Source organism: Streptomyces sp. NPDC005898 (assembly GCF_040629635.1).
In the GTDB taxonomy this organism is placed as follows: domain Bacteria; phylum Actinomycetota; class Actinomycetes; order Streptomycetales; family Streptomycetaceae; genus Streptomyces.
The window spans coordinates 310478-328670 of the sequence record NZ_JBEXWC010000001.1 but is presented as its reverse complement, the minus strand read 5'-3'; the positions used below and the strand labels follow the sequence as shown (position 1 = coordinate 328670).

19 protein-coding genes are annotated in these 18193 nt (G+C 71.0%); 15 read left to right on the top strand and 4 right to left on the bottom strand.

Translation table 11 applies throughout. From position 1 onward, the window contains the following. Positions 1-22 precede the first annotated feature (22 nt). The 4 genes from dxs to ABZ385_RS01215 all read left to right on the top strand — a co-directional run bounded on the left by dxs (position 23) and on the right by ABZ385_RS01215 (position 4240). A complete protein-coding gene (gene dxs / locus ABZ385_RS01230; protein ID WP_358908995.1) occupies positions 23-1933 on the top strand; it encodes a 1-deoxy-D-xylulose-5-phosphate synthase in 1911 nt (636 codons plus the stop codon). Beyond that, a complete protein-coding gene (locus ABZ385_RS01225) occupies positions 1930-3351 on the top strand; it encodes an aspartate aminotransferase family protein (RefSeq protein ID WP_358908993.1) in 1422 nt (473 codons plus the stop codon). Before dxs ends, ABZ385_RS01225 begins: the two co-directional genes overlap by 4 nt. A gap of 74 nt (positions 3352-3425) precedes the next feature. After that, positions 3426-4070 carry an XRE family transcriptional regulator gene (locus tag ABZ385_RS01220; protein WP_358908991.1) on the top strand — a complete coding sequence of 215 codons (645 nt, stop codon included), beginning with the start codon at positions 3426-3428 and terminating at the stop codon, positions 4068-4070. Positions 4071-4123: 53 nt separating this feature from the next. Then, positions 4124-4240, top strand: coding sequence for a DUF6126 family protein (locus tag ABZ385_RS01215; protein ID WP_358577691.1), 117 nt, complete (start codon positions 4124-4126; stop codon positions 4238-4240). Positions 4241-4251: 11 nt separating this feature from the next. On the opposite strand, the gene ABZ385_RS01210 is transcribed toward ABZ385_RS01215, so the two are convergent. Beyond that, a complete protein-coding gene (locus ABZ385_RS01210; protein ID WP_358577511.1) occupies positions 4252-5073 on the bottom strand; it encodes a tyrosine-protein phosphatase in 822 nt (273 codons plus the stop codon). Positions 5074-5458: 385 nt separating this feature from the next. Between ABZ385_RS01210 and ABZ385_RS01205 the strand changes: the two genes are divergently transcribed. Beyond that, positions 5459-6265 (top strand): SGNH/GDSL hydrolase family protein, encoded by an 807-nt coding sequence (locus ABZ385_RS01205; RefSeq protein ID WP_358908989.1) that lies wholly within the window; start codon positions 5459-5461, stop codon positions 6263-6265. A 192-nt stretch (positions 6266-6457) separates the two neighbouring features. Here ABZ385_RS01205 and ABZ385_RS01200 read toward each other — a convergent pair whose 3' ends face one another. Beyond that, positions 6458-7030, bottom strand: a complete 573-nt coding sequence (locus ABZ385_RS01200) for a TetR/AcrR family transcriptional regulator (protein ID WP_358909297.1) — start codon at positions 7028-7030, stop codon at positions 6458-6460. 127 nt (positions 7031-7157) lie between these two features. Further along, a complete protein-coding gene (locus ABZ385_RS01195) occupies positions 7158-7754 on the bottom strand; it encodes a carboxymuconolactone decarboxylase family protein (protein WP_358908987.1) in 597 nt (198 codons plus the stop codon). A 201-nt stretch (positions 7755-7955) separates the two neighbouring features. Between ABZ385_RS01195 and ABZ385_RS01190 the strand changes: the two genes are divergently transcribed. Continuing rightward, a complete protein-coding gene (locus ABZ385_RS01190; protein ID WP_358908985.1) occupies positions 7956-9146 on the top strand; it encodes an MBL fold metallo-hydrolase in 1191 nt (396 codons plus the stop codon). Between the two features lie 623 nt (positions 9147-9769). Continuing rightward, complete coding sequence (locus ABZ385_RS01185; protein ID WP_358908983.1) at positions 9770-9997, top strand: DUF5133 domain-containing protein; 228 nt, start codon at positions 9770-9772, stop codon at positions 9995-9997. A 159-nt stretch (positions 9998-10156) separates the two neighbouring features. Here the strand turns inward: ABZ385_RS01185 and ABZ385_RS01180 are convergent, their stop codons facing one another. Next, entirely contained in the window at positions 10157-10840 is a 684-nt protein-coding gene (locus ABZ385_RS01180) for a cbb3-type cytochrome c oxidase subunit I (RefSeq protein ID WP_358908981.1), read from the bottom strand. Between the two features lie 94 nt (positions 10841-10934). Here ABZ385_RS01180 and ABZ385_RS01175 point away from each other — a divergent pair, with 94 nt between their 5' ends. From ABZ385_RS01175 to ABZ385_RS01140, 8 genes are all read left to right on the top strand, one after another. Continuing rightward, complete coding sequence (locus tag ABZ385_RS01175) at positions 10935-11102, top strand: hypothetical protein (protein ID WP_358577523.1); 168 nt, start codon at positions 10935-10937, stop codon at positions 11100-11102. Positions 11103-11156: 54 nt separating this feature from the next. After that, on the top strand, positions 11157-11606 hold the full coding sequence (locus tag ABZ385_RS01170) for a DUF4383 domain-containing protein (RefSeq protein WP_358577525.1): 450 nt from the start codon (positions 11157-11159) through the stop codon (positions 11604-11606). Positions 11607-11712: 106 nt separating this feature from the next. Continuing rightward, positions 11713-13914: an NACHT domain-containing protein gene (locus ABZ385_RS01165; protein WP_358908979.1), complete on the top strand. Its 2202-nt coding sequence runs from the start codon at positions 11713-11715 to the stop codon at positions 13912-13914. 311 nt (positions 13915-14225) lie between these two features. After that, on the top strand, positions 14226-16196 hold the full coding sequence (locus tag ABZ385_RS01160) for an ATP-binding protein (protein WP_358908977.1): 1971 nt from the start codon (positions 14226-14228) through the stop codon (positions 16194-16196). Positions 16197-16267: 71 nt separating this feature from the next. Continuing rightward, the gene (locus ABZ385_RS01155) at positions 16268-16702 is read left to right on the top strand and encodes a roadblock/LC7 domain-containing protein (RefSeq protein ID WP_358577531.1); all 435 of its coding nucleotides are present in this window, start codon (positions 16268-16270) and stop codon (positions 16700-16702) included. A 2-nt stretch (positions 16703-16704) separates the two neighbouring features. Then, positions 16705-17076 carry a DUF742 domain-containing protein gene (locus tag ABZ385_RS01150; RefSeq protein ID WP_358577533.1) on the top strand — a complete coding sequence of 124 codons (372 nt, stop codon included), beginning with the start codon at positions 16705-16707 and terminating at the stop codon, positions 17074-17076. Next, positions 17054-17665, top strand: a complete 612-nt coding sequence (locus ABZ385_RS01145) for an ATP/GTP-binding protein (RefSeq protein ID WP_358577536.1) — start codon at positions 17054-17056, stop codon at positions 17663-17665. The genes ABZ385_RS01150 and ABZ385_RS01145 overlap by 23 nt, the downstream gene beginning before the upstream one ends. Then, positions 17662-18189, top strand: a complete 528-nt coding sequence (locus ABZ385_RS01140; RefSeq protein ID WP_358908975.1) for a GAF domain-containing protein — start codon at positions 17662-17664, stop codon at positions 18187-18189. Before ABZ385_RS01145 ends, ABZ385_RS01140 begins: the two co-directional genes overlap by 4 nt. The last annotated feature ends 4 nt before the right edge of the window (positions 18190-18193 follow it).

The following is an 18193-nucleotide window of genomic DNA, read 5'->3' as shown; positions in this document are numbered from 1 at the left end:
CAACCACCAAGGGGGCCCGAGCATGACCCTTCTCGAAACCATCCGGGGGCCGCGCGAGCTGAAGGCGCTGACCGAGCCCGAACTCGGTGAACTGTCCGAGGAGATCCGCCGGTTCCTGGTGCAGGCCGTCGCCAGGACGGGCGGTCACCTCGGGCCCAACCTGGGGGTGGTGGAACTCTCCCTCGCCCTCCACCGGGTCTTCGACTCGCCCGTCGACCGCATCGTGTGGGACACCGGCCACCAGAGCTACGTCCACAAGCTGCTCACCGGGCGGCAGGACTTCTCCAAACTGCGCTCCAAGGGCGGCCTCTCCGGCTACCCCTCCCGCGAGGAGTCCGAGCACGACATCGTCGAGAACAGCCACGCCTCGACCGCGCTCGGCTGGGCCGACGGGCTCGCCAAGGCACGCCAGGCACGCGGAGAGGAGGGCCATGTGGTCGCCGTCATCGGCGACGGCGCGCTCACCGGCGGCATGGCCTGGGAGGCGCTGAACAACATCGCCGCCGCCAAGGACCGGCCCCTGATCATCGTCGTCAACGACAACGAACGCTCCTACGCCCCGACCATCGGAGGCCTCGCCGACCACCTGGCGACCCTGCGCACCACGGACGGCTACGAACGGTTCCTCGCCTGGGGCAAGGACGTGCTCCAGCGCACCCCCGTCGTCGGACAGCCGCTCTACGGGTCCCTGCACGGCGCCAAGAAGGGCTTCAAGGACGCCTTCGCGCCGCAGGGCATGTTCGAGGACCTCGGGCTCAAGTACGTCGGGCCGATCGACGGGCACGACACGGGGGCCGTCGAATCGGCGCTCCGCCGCGCGAAGCGCTTCCACGGCCCCGTCCTCGTCCACTGCCTCACCGAGAAGGGGCGCGGCTGCGCACCCGCGCTGGCCGACGAGGCCGAGCGCTTCCACACCGTCGGCGTCATGGACCCGCTCACCTGCGAACCCCTGACGCCCGCCGGCGGGCCGACGTGGACATCGGTGTTCGGCGACGAGATCGTCCGCATCGGCTCCGAGCGCGAGGACGTCGTCGCCGTCACCGCCGCCATGCTGGGGCCGGTCGGCCTGACCGCGTTCGCCGCCGCCCACCCCGACCGGGTCTGGGACGTCGGCATCGCCGAACAGCACGCCGTCGTCTCGGCCGCGGGACTGGCCACCGGCGGCCTCCACCCCGTCGTCGCCGTCTACGCCACCTTCCTCAACCGCGCCTTCGACCAACTCCTCATGGACGTCGCGCTGCACCGCTGCGCAGTGACGTTCGTCCTCGACCGCGCCGGGGTCACCGGCGTGGACGGCGCCTCGCACAACGGCATGTGGGACCTGTCCATCCTCCAGGTCGTGCCCGGCCTGCGGATCGCCGCGCCACGCGACGCCGACCAGCTGCGGGCGCAGCTGCGGGAGGCCGTCGCGGTCGACGACGCACCGACGCTCATCCGCTTCCCCAAGGAGTCGGTGGGCCCCGCGATCCCCGCTTTGGACCGGATCGGCGGCATGGACGTGCTCCACCGGGAAGCGGACCCCGACGTCCTGTTCGTCGCGGTCGGGGTGATGGCACCCGTGTGTCTGCGGGCCGCCGAACTGCTCCGGGCGCGCGGCCTGCGCTGCACCGTCGTGGACCCGCGCTGGGTGAAACCGGTCGACGCCGCACTGCCCGGGCTCGCCGCGCGGCACCGCGTCGTCGCCGTCGTCGAGGACAACAGCCGCGCCGCCGGTGTCGGCTCCGCCGTCGCGCTCGCGCTCGGGGACGCCGAAGTCGACGTACCGGTACGGAGGTTCGGCATCCCCGAGCAGTTCCTGGAGCACGCCAAACGCGGTGAGGTTCTCGCGGACATCGGTCTGACGCCCGTCGAGATCGCGGGCCGGATCAGCGCCACGCTCGCGGCCAAGGACGGCGCGGGCGAACAGGGTTCGGGCAAGGAGCACAGCGCATGACCAAGGACCTCGACCCCGGCGCGGGGCCCGGCGGGGCCAAGGAGTTCGACCTCGGCCGGCTCCTCGCCGAGCGGGGCGCCGAGCGGTACGAACTGCACGCCCGGCACCTCAACCACCAACTGCCGCGCATGCTGCGCACCATCGGCTTCGACAAGGTCTACGAGCGGGGCGAGGGCGCGTACTTCTGGGACGCGCAGGGCGACGACTACCTCGACATGCTGGCGGGCTTCGGCGTGATGGGCCTCGGCCGGCACCACCCCGTCGTCCGCAAGGCCCTGCACGACGTCCTGGACGCCTCCCTCGCCGACCTCACCCGCTTCGACTGCCAGCCGCTGCCCGGCCTGCTCGCCGAGCGCCTGCTGTCGTACAGCCCGCACCTGGACCGGGTGTTCTTCGGCAACAGCGGCACGGAGGCCGTGGAGACCGCGCTGAAGTTCGCCCGGTACGCGACGGGCAGGCCGAGGATCCTCTACTGCGCGCACGCCTTCCACGGGCTGACCACCGGGTCGCTCTCCGTCAACGGCGAGAGCGGCTTCCGGGACGGCTTCGCGCCGCTGCTGCCCGACACAGCCGTGCCGCTCGGCGACCTCGACGCCCTCGCCGCGGAGTTGCGGAAGGGGGACGTCGCCGGGCTCATCGTGGAGCCGATCCAGGGCAAGGGCGTGCACGAGACGCCGCCCGGCTATCTGCGAGCCGCCCAGGAGCTGCTGCACCGCCACAAGGCGCTGCTGATCGCCGACGAGGTGCAGACCGGGCTCGGCAGGACCGGCGACTTCTACGCCTACCAGCACGAGCCGGGTGTCGAGCCGGACCTGGTCTGCGTCGCCAAGGCGCTGTCCGGCGGCTATGTGCCGGTCGGCGCCACCCTCGGCAAGGACTGGATCTTCAAGAAGGTCTACTCGTCCATGGACCGGGTCCTCGTCCACTCCGCGAGCTTCGGCTCCAACGCGCAGGCCATGGCGGCGGGCCTCGCCGTCCTCGCCGTCATGGACGACGAGAAGATCGTCGAGAACGCCCGGGTGACGGGTGAGCTGCTCAAGTCCCGGCTCGCCGCGCTCGTGGACCGCTACGAGCTGCTGAGCGAGGTGCGCGGCCGCGGCCTGATGGTCGGCATCGAGTTCGGGCGGCCCAAGTCACTGAAGCTGCGCGGGCGTTGGTCGATGCTCCAGGCGGCCCGCAAGGGCCTCTTCGCGCAGATGGTCGTCGTACCGCTGCTGCAGAAGCACCGCATCCTCACCCAGGTCTCCGGCGACCACCTGGAGGTCATCAAGCTGATCCCGCCGCTGACGGTGGGGGAGCGCGAGGTCGAGCGCTTCGTCACGGCCTTCACCGCCGTCATGGACGAGGCGCACAGCGGGGGCGGACTGATGTGGGACTTCGGCAGGACGCTGGTGAAGCAGGCGGTCACCCACCGCTGAACCCCCGGCGGGCGGCTTTTTGCCCCTGAGGCAAGAAAGTTGCCTCAGGGGCAAGCTTCTGGCTGAATCGGCGTATGAGCCCCGCCGAGGCCGACGAGCCGCCGCCCGAGCCGCCCGAGGCGGCGACCGCAGACCCGCTGCCCGCCGTCGCGCCCCAGCTGCGCGAGCTGCGCCGCCGGGCCTCCCTCACCCTGGAGGCCGCCGCCCGCACCGCCGGGCTCTCGCCCGCTCACCTGTCCCGCCTGGAGACCGGACAGCGCCAGCCCTCGCTGCCGATGCTGCTCGCGCTCGCACGCGTCTACGGTACGACGGTCTCCGAGCTGCTCGGCGAGACGGTCGCCGACCGGGACGCGGTCGTCCGCGCCGCGGACATGGAGCCCACCGCGGCGGGCGGCTGGACGTACTGGCCGGCGGGCGCCCCGGGCCGCGGCATGCAGGCCCTGCGCGTGCACGTGCCGTACGGGGCGCAGGGCGACATCGTGCGCGTCCACCCCGGGGAGGAGTGGTTGCACGTCCTCAAGGGGCGGCTGCGGCTGCGCCTCGGCGACGCCGCGCACACCCTCGCGCCGGGCGACAGCGCGCACTTCGACTCGCTGACCCCGCACCGGATCGCGGCCGCCGACAGAAGCGGCGCCGACCTCCTCTTCGTCCACACCTTGTTGCAGAGCCCCGCCACCGCGCTGTGCCTCGGCGGCCCCACCCAGGGAGAACCGACATGACCGAACCCGAGCCGCAGGGACCCGCCCGACCGGAGCGGCCCGCAGAGAACACGATGGAGGAGAAGTTCCCGCGGGCGCTCTGGATCCGGCTGATCATCTATGTGGCGGTCGGCCACATCTTCGCGGCCTTCGTCTATCTGCTGTTCGAGCTGGGCGCCCAGAACCAGTAGCGCGGGCCGCCTCAGTCGAGAAGGCGCTCGCGCAGCCGCTCGCGGGTCCCGGCGCTCACCCCGAGGCCCTCGGAGAGGTAGGCGTCGGTGCCGCCCCAGGTCTGCTCGATCGTCTCGAAGGCCGCCGCCAGATACTCGGCGCGGGCGTCGAAGAGCGGGTTGAGCAGCTCCATGACCTCGGGCGACATCGCGTTCGGGGAGTCGCTGGTGCGGCGCACCTTGTAGCGGCGGTGGGCCGCGTTCGACTCCAGGTAGTCCGCCTCGATGGCGTCGCGCTCGACGCCGACGGCCAGCAGCGTCACGGCTATCGACAGACCCGCGCGGTCCTTGCCCGCGGCGCAGTGCATCAGCGCGGGCACGCTGTCTTCGGCGAGCGCGTGCAGCACCCGGCTGTGCTCGGCCGTGCGGTCCTTGATGATCGTGCGGTACGAGGCCGACATCCGCTCGGCACCCTTCCCGTCGGACAGGATCGAGCGCAGCTGGTCGAGGTCGCCGTCGCGGACCATCTTCCAGAACTCGGCGCCGTCGGCCGGGTCGGTCAGCGGCAGGTTCACGTTCCGCACGCCGGGAAGGGCGATGTCCGGGCCTTCGAGGCGCTGGTCGGCGGCGTTGCGGAAGTCGAAGATCGTGTGCAGGCCCAGCGAGCCGAGGAACACGGCGTCGGCCTCGGTGGCGTGCGCCAGGTGGCCGCTGCGGAAGAGCACTCCGGGGCGGACGCGGCGGCCGTCCGCGGTGGGCAGTCCGCCGACGTCGCGGAAGTTGCGCACTCCGGCGAGCTGGGGCTCCGACAGCTCGGGCTCTGACAGCTCTGGCGGCGGGACCTGCTGCGTCACGGGCTCTCCTCGGGGCTCGGCTGCCGGCGCGGCTCGCCGGTGGATGCGCCTTCGACGATACGACACCGTCTCCTGGCCGATCACCCCCTGTGCGGACGGTTGCCCGAGGGGCCGCCGGCCGACGAAGACGCGCGTCGGCGGGCGTACTTGCGCGGGGTCCGGACGCGCCGCCTCGGGGTCCGAGGAACGCCGGCGTGTGCCCGCTGCGCCGGGTGCGGCGGGGGAGCAGGCGCTACGCGTGCGACGGGGGCGGCGTCAGGACCGTCGAGGGGGAGTGGTGCTTATTCCGCCTTTGAATGAATCTTGACCGGTGGGTTATCTCACCCTCCGTCAACCCCTCCCTACGGTGGCGTAGGACACTTAGGGAGGTGAAAGATATGACTCCGTGAGCGCAGAGTCGACAACCTTCATCAATCACCCCATCAACAACGGTGTATTCAGCTCCTACGCAGCGGTCGGCGACAGCTTCACCGAAGGCGTGGGTGACCCGGGCCCCGACGGTACGTTCGTCGGGTGGGCCGACCGCCTCGCCGTCCTGCTGGCCGACCGGGTACCCGAGCACACCTTCCGCTATGCCAACCTCGCCGTGCGCGGCAAGCTGCTCGACCAGATCGTCGCCGACCAGGTGCCGCGGGCCAAGGAGCTGGCCCCCGACCTCGTGTCCTTCTGCGCGGGCGGCAACGACATCATCCGCCCCGGCGCCGACCCCGACGAGCTGGCGGAGCGCTTCGAGCGGGCCGTCGCCGACCTGACGTCCGCCGTCGGCACGGTCATGGTGACCACCGGGTTCGACACGCGTGGCGTCGCGGTCCTCAAGCATCTGCGCGGCAAGATCGCCACGTACAACATGCATGTCCGGGCGATCGCGGACCGCTACGGCTGCCCCGTGCTCGACCTGTGGTCCCTCAAGACCGTCCAGGACCGTCGCGCGTGGGACGGCGACCGGCTGCACCTCTCGGCCGAGGGGCACACGCGCGTGGCCCTGCGCGCCGGCCAGGTCCTCGGCCTGGAGGTGCCCGCGGACCCCGACCAGGCGTGGCCGCCGCTGCCGCCGCGCGGCACGCTGGATCTGCGGCGCGACGACGTGCACTGGGCGCGGGAGTACCTGGTGCCGTGGATCGGCCGACGCATCCGGGGCGAGAGTTCGGGCGACCGCGTACTGGCCAAGCGCCCGGACCTGCTGCCGCTGTAACGCCCCGCCGCCGGGTTTCTGCGGCGCACACGCCGACCGTTCCGGGAATTGGCGCCTCGTCGGCCTGGCGCTCTGGCTCGGCGCTCTGCTGTCGCCGGCGCCCGGCGTTATGTCGCGGCGGGCGCGGGCGCCGGTTGCGCGGCGCCCCGCGCCCCGGCGCCCCGCGAGGTGGGCGCCAGAGTTGGTGTCGGGCTACGCGGCGGTCAATTCCTCGCGGTTCAAGCCCAGTTCGCGGGCGAGTGCCTCGTCCGCCCAGCCGCGGGCCCGGGCGCGGGGGACCGCCCCCTCGTAGGCCGTCATCTGCACGGCGAGCCCGTCGAGGAGGGCGGTGAGGCGCAGCGCCGCTCCCATGGGGTCCGCGCACCGGAACTCGCCCCGGGCGGCGCCCTCCGCGATGACCTCGGCCAGCGCCGCCTTCCACTGCCGGTCCAGCTCGCCGGTCACCGCGCGTAGCGTCGGCTCGCGCAGGGCCGCCGACCAGCCCTCGATCCACAGCCGCCAGCCCTTGGCCTGCCCGGTCGGCGCGTACCACCGTACGGCCGCGCGCAGCCGGCGGACCGCCGACGTGCGGCGGCCCAGGAGCTTGCGGAGCCGGATCAGATCGCGCCGGGCGGCGTGCTCGAAGGCGGCGGCGACGAGCTTCTCCTTGGACGAGAAGTGGTAGAGCACCAGCGCGTTGCTCACCCCGAGGGCCGCCGCGACATCGGCGATCCGCACGGCGGCCACGCCCCGCGCCTCGATCTGCTCGACGGTGGCGGCCAGCATCTCCGCCCGCCGCTCCGACACCTTCAACCGCACGCCTTTCACGCCGAGCACCCTACCCACGCCCGGCGTACGCCCCCCGAAGGAGCCGGCCGGCGCCGAGCGGCGCGCGCGGCGCCCGGCCGCGGCCTCACCGGGCCGCCGTGTCCGGCTGGTCCCGCAAGTCCCGCAGGTCCCGCTGGTCCCGCAGGTCGCAGGAGTCCTGGAAGCCCTGGCTGGTCAGGCCGAGGGCGGAGTTGAAGCGGGAGCGGTAGTTCTCCACGGCGATCATGGCGGTCAGTTCGACGAAGGCGGGCTCACCGAGGCGGGTGCGCAGGCGCTCGGCGAGTTCGTCCCCGACGGTCGGCGGGTTCGCGGTCATCGCCTCCGCGTACTCCATGACGTCGCGCTCCAGCGGGGTGTACGCCTCACTGTCCCGCCAGGCCGGGACGTCCCGCAGCTTCCGGGGGGCCATGCCCCGCCGGTGCGATTCCCAGTAGCCGAAGTCCATGCACCACGCGCAGCCGATCGAGGCGGCCGACGCCAGTACGGCGAGCTCCTTGAGGCCGGCGTCCAGCTTGTTCCACTTGGCCACGCCCTGCTCGAAGCGGAGGTAGGTCCACAGTGCGCGCGGGTGGTGGGCCAGGGCCCTGCCGGGGTCGAGGACCTTGCCGTAGGTGCGCTCGGAGTACCACTCCATGAGGCGGAAGAAGAGGGTGCGGCGCGGGGTGAGCGAGATGCGGGCCATGGGGCCACCTCCGATGTCGTCCGCCGGCGGTGCTCGCCGGACGTCGTCCTCCGGTGCCGTTCACCGGAGTACTGACAGGACGGATCACGGCCCGCGGAATGTGACATCGCGGCCGCCGGGTGCCGCACGTCGGCCCTGCGGAATGTGGCATCACGGTCGGTGGACATAATGGGAGGCCAGTCCCCCCTTTCTGGAGGTCCCGTGTCCCGGTCCCTGATTCCCGGGCTCCGCACCCTGCGGACCCCCGCCTTCGGCACGGATCCGGCGGGCGCGCGGCTGGCGCGGATCCGCAGGTCGCCGAACTTCTCCGTGGCCGACGGGTCCTTCCGCAACCCCGTGGGGGCGCGCATCAGGCCCTCGGGTTCGAGGAAGGAATTCGCGAAGGTCTACTTCCGCAAGGAGGAGCGCGCGCGCCGGGGCCCCGCCGGGACGATCCCCGTGCACGCCACGACCCTCGCGGACCTCGCGAAGCCGCCGGCCGACGGACTGCGCATCACCTGGATGGGGCATTCCAGCGTCCTCGCCGAGCTCGACGGGCGGCGCGTGCTCTTCGACCCGGTGTGGGGCCAGCGGTGCTCGCCGTTCTCCTTCGCCGGGCCCAAGCGGCTGCACCCCGTGCCGGTGCCGCTCGCGGCCCTCGGGCCGGTCGACGCCGTGGTCATCTCGCACGACCACTACGACCATCTGGACATGCCCACCATCAAGGCGCTGGCCGGTACCGGCACGGTGTTCGTGGTGCCGCTCGGCGTCGGCGCCCACCTGGAGCGCTGGGGCGTCCCCGCCGACCGGCTCCGCGAGCTGGACTGGCAGGAGTCGACGCAGGTCGCGGGGCTGACCCTGACGGCGACGCCGGCGCGGCACTTCTGCGGCAGGGGCCTGCGCAACCAGCAGCACACGCTGTGGGCGTCCTGGGTGGTCGCCGGGCCCGAGCACCGCGTCTTCCACAGCGGGGACACCGGTTACTTCCCGGGCTTCCGCGAGATCGGCGCCGAGCACGGGCCGTTCGACGTCACGATGATCCAGATCGGTGCCTACTCCGATTTCTGGCCGGACATCCACATGACCCCCGAAGAGGGCATGCGGACCCACCTGGATCTCCAGGGCGGCCGGGCGAGCGGCGTGATGCTGCCGATCCACTGGGGCACGTTCAACCTGGCGCTGCACGCGTGGGCGGAGCCGGGGGAGTGGACGAGGGACGCGGCCGAGGAGGCCGGCCAGGCGGTGGCGTTCCCGCAGCCGGGTGAGCCGTTCGAGCCGACGGGGAACTTGCCGGGGGAGGCGTGGTGGCGGGCGGTGTCCGGCCCGATCGCCCGTCCCTGGCGCGGTCCCCGAGGTGCTCAGGGTGCGGCCGAGACGAGCAGGGGTGATCTCGACCTCGCGGGCGAGCGGTGACGTCGGTCGGGGACGAGCTCGGCGAGATGGTCGGGACGCTGAAGCGTCCTCCGGCTCGGCCGGTGTCGGTGGCAGCGTCTGCGGTGCGGCGCATGTCTGCCGCATCAAGCGATCTCAACACTGAGACATCCCTGTCACCGGTGTACGCCTTCAACGCGTCAAGGGAGCCGATCACCCTCTACAGCGGCCCGGTGGCCGGACCGGCCGGGCCGGAGGTGCCCGGAGTTGTGCAGTACGACTTCACGGGCCCAGGTTCCCGTCACGCCTCCCGGAATGCGCCGACTCTGCGATGGCAGCTGCCGGGAGGAATCCATCAACTCACCGGCAGCTCGATGAGCTGAATCCCGCCAAGGCGTGCCGACGACGCACCACATCGCCGCAGCGCACCGACCGCGAGATCATCGTGCAGTCCTGGGCCGCTGCCCGTATGGATTCGGCCACCTGCCGGGCGGGGGAGGGCGACTCGCACGGGGCGAAGCGGTGACCATCGGCGCCGACAAGCCCTGTCCACCGACCGCGCTGCGCCCTCCGATGATGACCGAAAATATGTCGGCATGGCGGTCCAGGCGTGGGGCAAACGATGGATGTAGTACCCACCTGGATCCGGTGAAGGAGAGCTTCCCATGCTGATGGCGCACCCGGTAGTGCTGAAGGATCTGGTCGAGCAGTACGAGACCCTGCGGGCCCTGCACGCCGAAGACGGCAGCGCCGAGGCGCGCCAGCGCATGGAGGACGTCGCCTACACCCTGTGTGTATCGACCGGTACGCGCGACATCGAGGCGGCCCTTGTCGCGGCCCGCCACAGCCTGCCGGGCGCTCGCGTGGAGGACGACTCGCTCCTGACTGCCTGAACGCGGCATGCGGCCAGCCTGCCGAGGGGCCCATGTCGGTGGGCGGATGAGCTCGCTCCCACCCCGTGCGTCGACCCCTGCGGGCGTTGCCCGGGGCGCCCTGGCAGTACCGGGCCATCGAGGACTTCCCCGCTCGGCTGTGCCCTTCGGGTGCTTCCCTTACGCCTGGCGTGCATGACCGGGGTGGTGCCGGCGACGCGGTAACACGGGGAAGAACTTCACGCCGGTGGGTACGGCGATCAGATAGGTCATGAACGCGAAGAACGGCAGCAGTGCCGCGCCGGTCGCGAACATGTGGTGCGCCCATACCGTCACGGACAGGCCGGTGATCGCGATGGTGGCGCCGACGAGTCCCATGTATCCGAAGATCGGTTTGCGGGGCCTCGGGGTGCCCGAAGAACCAGAACACGTGCCGCCAGAGAATGGCCCCGTTGTTCTCCGGGTTGACACCAGTGCGTCGAAACGCCGGTCGGCCTCCAGGACGAGCAGCGCCGCCGCCAGGACGGGGAAGGCGAGCGGCACCAGGACCGACGTGAGCAGCACGTTCCAGGTGAAGATCGGCATCCGGAACATGGTCATGCCCGGCGCGCGCATGCAGATGATCGTGGTGATGAAGTCGACCGCGCCGAGGATGGTGCCGAACCCGGCCAGAGCCAGGCCCATGATCCACAGATCGCCCCCGATGTACGGGGTGCGCTCACCGCCGCTCAGCGGCGTGTAGGCCGTCAGCCGAAGTCGGCGACGCCCTGTGGCGTGAGGAAGCTGCTGAGGACGAGGAGGGTGGCGAGACGAACGTGTTCCGCTTCCGCAGTTTCTTGCGGTGATCCCCGCTCCGGTCGCCATCGAGCCCGATCGGTGCTGTGCTTTTGGAGGGTGAAGGGGCCGGGACGGGGTACCTGCACGGGCCTGACACCGACACATCCGGCACGGAGGCAACATGAGCGAGCAGACACCGTCACAGGCCGAGGGCGAGCGAGAGCAGGACACCGCGTCGAATGGCGAGCAGCCGACGTCCGACGCCCCTGAGCCGCCCCGTACCACTCCCTCACAGGCGGAAGGCGAAGACACGGACGAGGAAGACCGCGAGTCCGTGGAAGGGAACTGATAGCTCGTCAGTGGGCGCCGGTCGCGAAGGCTGTTGAGAAGGAAGGTCACCGTCATGACCGCACGTACACGCGCCACACGGGGTTCCCGTAGCCCGGTCCAGCAGGCGGCCCTGCTCGTCGGAGCGGTGTTCCTGCTGGTAGGAGTGCTGGGCTTCATTCCGGGAATCACCACGGATTACGACACCATGAAGTTCGCGTCCCACGACTCGGGCGCGGAATTGCTGGGCGTTTTCCAGGTCTCCATCCTGCACAACCTGGTGCACCTGGCCTTCGGCGTCGCGGGTCTGGCTCTGGCCCGGACCGTCTCCGGAGCCCGGACATTCCTGCTGGCCGGAGGAGCCGTCTATCTGGTGCTGTGGCTCTACGGCCTACTCATCGACCACCACAGCAGCGCCAACTTCGTACCGCTCAACAACGCCGACGACTGGCTGCACTTCGTCCTCGGCATCGGAATGATCGCACTGGGCGCGCTGCTCACCCGTCGTAGCGCCGCGGCCAGGTAGGTACCGGGCGGCGGCCTTCAGTACCGGTGATGCAGGGTCTCGTGATGGTCCCTTGAGCCATGATGTGCTCATGGTGCATCGAAGGCGTGCCGGGGGAGTCTCGGCAGTGGTGTTCAGCGTTGGGGTGTGCTTGGTCGGCCTGTGGTGGACGGTGGACACGCTGCCGCAGACGAAGGGGGAGAAGCCCGACCCGGCAGGGGTCCTGGCTCTCCTGCCCAGCCTGGTGGGTGTGGTCCTCGGGGGATGGGGAGCGTGGGCGGGAATCCAGGCCCTGCACAACCAGCGCACGGCCTCGGTGATCGCGGACGAACTCGCCGGACTGGTGGCGCGGGTGGAGGGCGTGCAGTACCGGCAGTTGCTGGGCAGTGGGCCTGCCGCGCCGGACGGGCGGATCGACCTCGCTTTCACGGTCACGGCCACAGGGATGAGCAGTTCGCGCGCCGACGGAACGCTGGAGGGGATCGCCGAGTACTACCGCAGCCTGCGGCCCGGGCGGATGGTTTTCACCGGTACACCGTCCGAGGGCCGGGACGGGCGGATGGGCGGTGACGCGGGAACCGGAAAAACCGTGCTCGCCCTGTCCTTGATACTGGGCTTGGCCAAGGAACGCTCCCCGCAGGAGCCGGTGCCGGTACGACTGACCGCGGCCTCCTGGCCCGGCAGCGGCATACGGGACTGGCTGCGGACACACCTGACCGATATTTATCGTCTTCCCCGCCGCGAAGCCGCCCGTCTGGTGGACGCCAACCTCGTTCTGCCGGTCATCGACGGTCTGGACGAAATGGACCCGGGCACAGCCCCCGGCTACACCTCACGCGCCGCCGCCTTCCTCCGCCGCATCGAACGGTTCGAGCACGGTGGCGAACACTGTCCGGTCGTCGTGACCTGTCGGCACGCCCACTATCAGGCCCTGGTGGAAGCAGGAACAGAGCCCCGGATCGTGGCACACGTTGCCGTGGCCCGCGTCGACGCTTCCCGCGCCCATCGATACTTGTCGCAACGCGTGGCCGGCACGGAGCGGGGTCGAGCCCGCTGGCAGCCAATTCTCTCCGCCCTGGACGCAGTGACGGCGGGTCCGGTCGGCACCGTTCAACCGGCACACACTCTGCTGGCCGAGGTACTGGACACACCCTGGCGCCTGACTCTCGTCGCCACTGTCTTCGAGGAGCGCACCGTCGATGGGAGATACCTGCGTGATCCCGGCGATCTGCTCGTGCTGGCCCCCGGCGGGCATCTTTACGAGTACCTCCTGGACCACTACATCGGTGCTGCGGTGGCCACACGCCACCGTGAATCGGACGGCATCCCCCGGCCATCGGGCACGCACACCGCCGACACCGTCTGGCGCAACTTGGCCTTCCTCGCCCGTTACCTCAATGACAACAGCGGCCCGCAAGACGGCCCACCCCGATGCGTCGCAGGGCGTGCGCTGAGCAGCACCGACCTGGTCCTCCACGAACTGTGGCCCTTGGGCGGGAAGCATCGGACACGGTGGACCGAACGTGTTCTGGCCGTGACGGCGCCACTCCTGCTGGTCAGTCTTGCCGGACTTCTGGTAGCGGGTGACTCTTTCGAGTTGGTAGTGCCATGGGCGTTCCTCCTCTGTTTTGCGGTGCTCTACCGTTCAGCATGGCCGAAGCCATGGCGGATCGACTTTGGTCGCCTTCGTACCCCGGCCGGCCGACGCGCTCTTACATTGGGTTCCACGGTCGGTTTCTCGATCGGGTTCCTGGTTTTCTTCGGCCTGTTCTATAGTATTTTCGGCTTCTTCTATGCGACGAATGAGGCCAGTGACCCATGGCTGCTCCAGGACAGCCTCGTGGTCGGCCTGGCGTTCGGGCTCGCGACAGGGCTCGCGGCCGGTCTCGCACGCGGGCTCATGAGTAAACAGGAGCAAGCGGGAGTCCTTCCCCATCGCCTCATCCGCATGGACCTCACGGCTGCGATCGTGTTCGGACCCGTGACAGCGGTCGCGGCCACATTCCTTTCCGGGCTCGTAAGTCTGCTCGCGTTCAACACCCTTTACGGAGTCAGCTTTGGGGATCTTCCCTTTTTGACGGTGTCCTTTTTCGGGTTGATGATCGGGGCGTTCATTTTTGGTCTCCCTGTCGCAGGCGGCTCGGCAGCCCTGCGGTATTTCGCGCTCCTCCTGCACATACGCAGGAAGCTACCGTGGCGGTTGGGGCGCTTCCTCGACGTCTGCTATGAACTGGGCATCCTGCGCGTGTCCGGGACGGCATGGCAGTTCCGCCATCGTGAACTTCAGGACCACCTCGCCACCCACCCCGTGCCACCACCCCGCTCATGAGCGTTTCGACGTTCGAAAAGCTCGATGTCGACAGCCTGAGCAGTTGTGGCGGAAACGTGCGTACGGCGTGAATCAGACGCCTGTACGAGACGTCATACCAGAGCGGGACGCACCCCCGCAGACTTTGTCAACTGCCCACCGCACGTGATGCCGCGCCGACTACCGTGAGTGGCCGTCGGGCGACGCAGCGATCACGAGAGCAGGCATGCCATCGCGACCTGCCGGCCGGCACGGCGCTGCCGAAAACATGCCGCACCCACGAGGAGTCGGACCACCCGCCGAAGCCCCGTCGCAACGTACCGAGGACGCAGATGTCGCACCTACGCGCACCGGCCGCCCGCGCAGACCGCCGTGAGGGCGGACGGCACGGCAGGCCCGGCAGCCGGGCCGCCCTGGCCCTGCCCGAGACGCACATACGGCCCCAGCTCCTGCGGATCGCCGTGCTGCCCGCCGTCGCCGTCGGGCTGAGCGCCTGCGCGGCCGTGCTGTTCACCCTGAGGTCCACCGGCGCCCGGCCCGGGCCCGCCCTGTTCGCGGTGCTCACCGCCGCGGTCCTCGTCGGCCTCACCGGCATCGTGATCGCCGCCGTGGCGGCCGACCGCGCCGCCAGGTCCGTGCATGACCGGCTCGGCGCCCTGCGGCGCACCGCCGCGCGCGGGCAGTCCGAGCTGCGCGGCGTCGTGGAACAGCTGCGCCGAGGCGATCAGCCGCCCGCGCGCGGCACACCGTCCGGACCCCGGCCCGGCGGGGACGAGTTCGACCAGCTCGCGGACGAGCTGTCCCGCGCCCAGGGCGTCGCCGTCGACGCCGTCGTGCAGGCCGCGCAGCTCTCCGGGCACGCGGGCAGCGAGCAGAAGGTCGAGGTCTTCGTCAACCTCGCCCGGCGCCTGCAGTCGCTGGTGCACCGCGAGATCTCCCTGCTCGACGAGCTGGAGAACGAGGTGGAGGACCCCGAACTGCTCAAGGGCCTCTTCCATGTGGACCACCTGGCGACCCGCATCCGCAGGCACGCGGAGAACCTCGCCGTGCTCGGCGGCGCCGTGTCGCGCCGCCAGTGGAGCAACCCCGTCTCGATGACGGAGGTGATGCGCTCCGCCATCGCCGAGGTCGAGCAGTACTCCCGCGTCAAACTGGTGCCGCCCATCGACGGCACCCTGCGCGGGCACGCCGTCGCCGACGTCATCCACCTGCTCGCGGAACTCGTCGAGAACGCCACCGTGTTCTCCGCCCCGCACACCCAAGTCCTGCTGCGCGCCAATCTCGTGACCGCCGGGCTCGCCGTCGAGGTCGAGGACCGGGGCCTCGGGATGCCCCTCGCCGAGCAGGACAAGATGAACCGCCTGCTCGCCGACCCCGACCAGGTGAATGTCGCGAGCCTGCTCCAGGACGGGCGGATCGGCCTCTTCGTCGTCTCCGCCCTCGCCCGCAGGCACGGCGTCGCGGTCCGCCTCCAGAGCAACATCTACGGCGGTGTGCAGGCCGTACTGATCCTGCCCCAGGTCCTGTTGGGCGCCGAGCCGCAGGCGGAGCCCGTCGCCGACGTGCACCGCCGTCCGGCCGCCGAGGAAGCGGCGCGGGGCGCCTCGGGCGACGGGCGGAACGTATCGCCCGTACAACACGATGTGCCGACCGCGCCGATCGGGTCGGCCGTGGCACCGACGGCGTCGGCCCTTCCAGGCCTACAAGGAGTACAAGAAGTACACGGAACACAAGGAGTTCAGGGTGTATCGGGTGTAGCAGCCGTACAAGACGTGCTTTCTGTACAAGGTGTATCGCCGGTACAGGACGTGCCCTCCGTACAAGACGTGCCCCCCGTACAAGACGTGCCCCCCGTAGGAGACGGACGGCCAGGACAGGGCGGCGGCGTAGGGGGTGCCGCCCGCGCAAAGGGCCTCGTACCCGCGCCCCTGCCCGTGCGCGGCGCCCGCCAGGACCGGCCGACGCCCGCCGACGCCGTCCCCGGCATCCGGCCCGAGGACCGGCAGGCCGCCGCCGAGCACGCGGCGGCACCGCTCACGCCCCTGGGCGGCGCGGCGCCGGACCGCGTCGACCGGCCCCAGCTCCCCAAGCGCCGGGCGCAGGAACACCTCGCCCCCCAACTGCGGGACGCCCCGGCGCCGCGCCCCGACAGCGAGCACCTCGTCGGCCACGACCCCGGACTCATGGCCGCGTTCCAGCGCGGCATCGGCCTGGCCCAGGCGCAGGACGCGCGCGACCCCACCCCACGCGGCGGCGGCCTCCTCGGGGACGGGCGCGAGCAAGGCGGTCGGCCCACACCATGACGCCCCGCCACCCCCCACCGTCCCCGCACCCGCTGACCCTCGTACGTCGTACCCCAAGGAGTCGATCCACCATGGCGAGCGATGCGCCGACCGGCCATGTATCCGATCTCGACTGGCTGATGAGCGGCCTCGTGCAGCGCGTGCCGCACACCCGCAGTGCCGTCCTGCTCTCCTCCGACGGCCTCGTGAAGTCGGTGCACGGCCTCGACCCGGACAGCGCCGACCACATGGCGGCCCTCGCCTCGGGCCTCTACTCGCTGGGGCGCAGCGCCGGCATCCGCTTCGGCGACGGCGGGGACGTCCGCCAGGTCGTCGTGGAACTGGACTCCACCCTCCTGTTCGTCTCCACCGCCGGCTCCGGCACCTGTCTCGCCGTCCTCGCGGGCCGCGAGGCGGACGCCGCCATCCTCGGCTACGAGATGGCGATGCTGGTCAAGAGCGTGCGCCCGTACCTGATCACCGCGCCCCGGCAGCCCGCCGGGGAACCCGCGTCGATGAGGCGCTGAGCGTGGCGGCCCCGCACGACGGGCCCTGGCTCGACGACGCCGCCGGACGGCTCGTGCGTCCCTACACCGTCAGCGACGGACGGACCAGACCGACCACCCAACTCGACCTGCTCTCCCAGGTGATGGCCACCGGGGCGACCCCCCTCGGCTACCTCGGGCCCGAGCACTCCGCGGCCCTCGGCCTGTGCGGCACCCCGACGTCCGTAGCCGAGATCGCGGCGCAGCTGAAGCTGCCCGCCGCCGTGGCCAAAGTGATCCTCTGCGATCTCCTCGACTCCGGGGCCCTCACCACGAAGGCCCCGGACTTCTACCACAACCCGACCGACCGGTCCCTGTTGGAGGCAGTGCTCGATGGATTACGACGACAGCTCTGACCCCTTCCCCACCTCCGACCCCTTTCCCACCGCGCTGAAAATCCTGGTGGCCGGCGGTTTCGGGGTGGGCAAGACGACCTTCGTGGGCGCGGTCAGCGAGATCGCTCCGCTGAGCACGGAGGAACTGCTCACCACGGTCAGCGAGGCCACCGACGACCTGTCGGGCGTGGAGAACAAGACCACGACGACCGTCGCCATGGACTTCGGACGCATCACGCTCGACCCCGAACACGTGCTGTACCTGTTCGGCACGCCCGGCCAGGAGCGGTTCTGGTTCATGTGGGACGAACTGTCCGAGGGCGCCCTCGGCGCGGTGGTGCTCGTGGACACCCGCCGCCTGGAGGACTGCTTCGCGGCCGTGGACTTCTTCGAGCAGCGCGGCATGGGCTTCATCGTCGCGATCAACGAATTCGACGGCGCCCACCGCTACGAGCCCGAGGAGGTGCGGTCCGCCCTCGACCTCGACCCGCGGGTGCCCGTCGTCCGCTGTGACGCGCGGATCTCCAGCTCGGGCATCCAGACGCTCCTCATCCTCGTCAAACACCTCCTCAACCACGCGCCGGAGCCCAGTTACGGAGCCCACACGTGAGGTACGACCCGGCCGGCCACCTGCTGCTCACCCCCGTCGACAAGGAGGCCCCGGCGCGCGTGCGGCGGCTGCGCGGACTGGGCATCGGGGACCGCGTCGAGCCGGCCTTCGACCACTTCGCGGGCCGCCTCGCGGAGCTGACCGGCGCACCGTACGCGATGGTCAACTTCATCGACGAGCACCGCCAGTTCTTCGCCGGCCTGCACCCGCCGGGCAGCTCCGTGGGCCGCTACATGGCCCGCGACCACGGGTACTGCCCGCACGTGGTGGTGCGCCGCAAGGCCCTCGTCCTGGAGGACGTCCGCGACTTCCCGCGGTTCGCGGGCAACCCCGTGGTGGACGAGACCGGCATCCGCTCCTACCTGGGCGCGCCCCTCGTCGACCGCACGGGCATCGTGCTCGGCACGGTCTGTGTGGTCGACGTCGAACCGCGCCGCTGGGGGCGGGCGGGGCTCGACACGATCAAGGCGATGGCGGCGGAACTGGTGGAGCAGATCCACCGGCGGGAGGACGGCTTCATCTGACCCC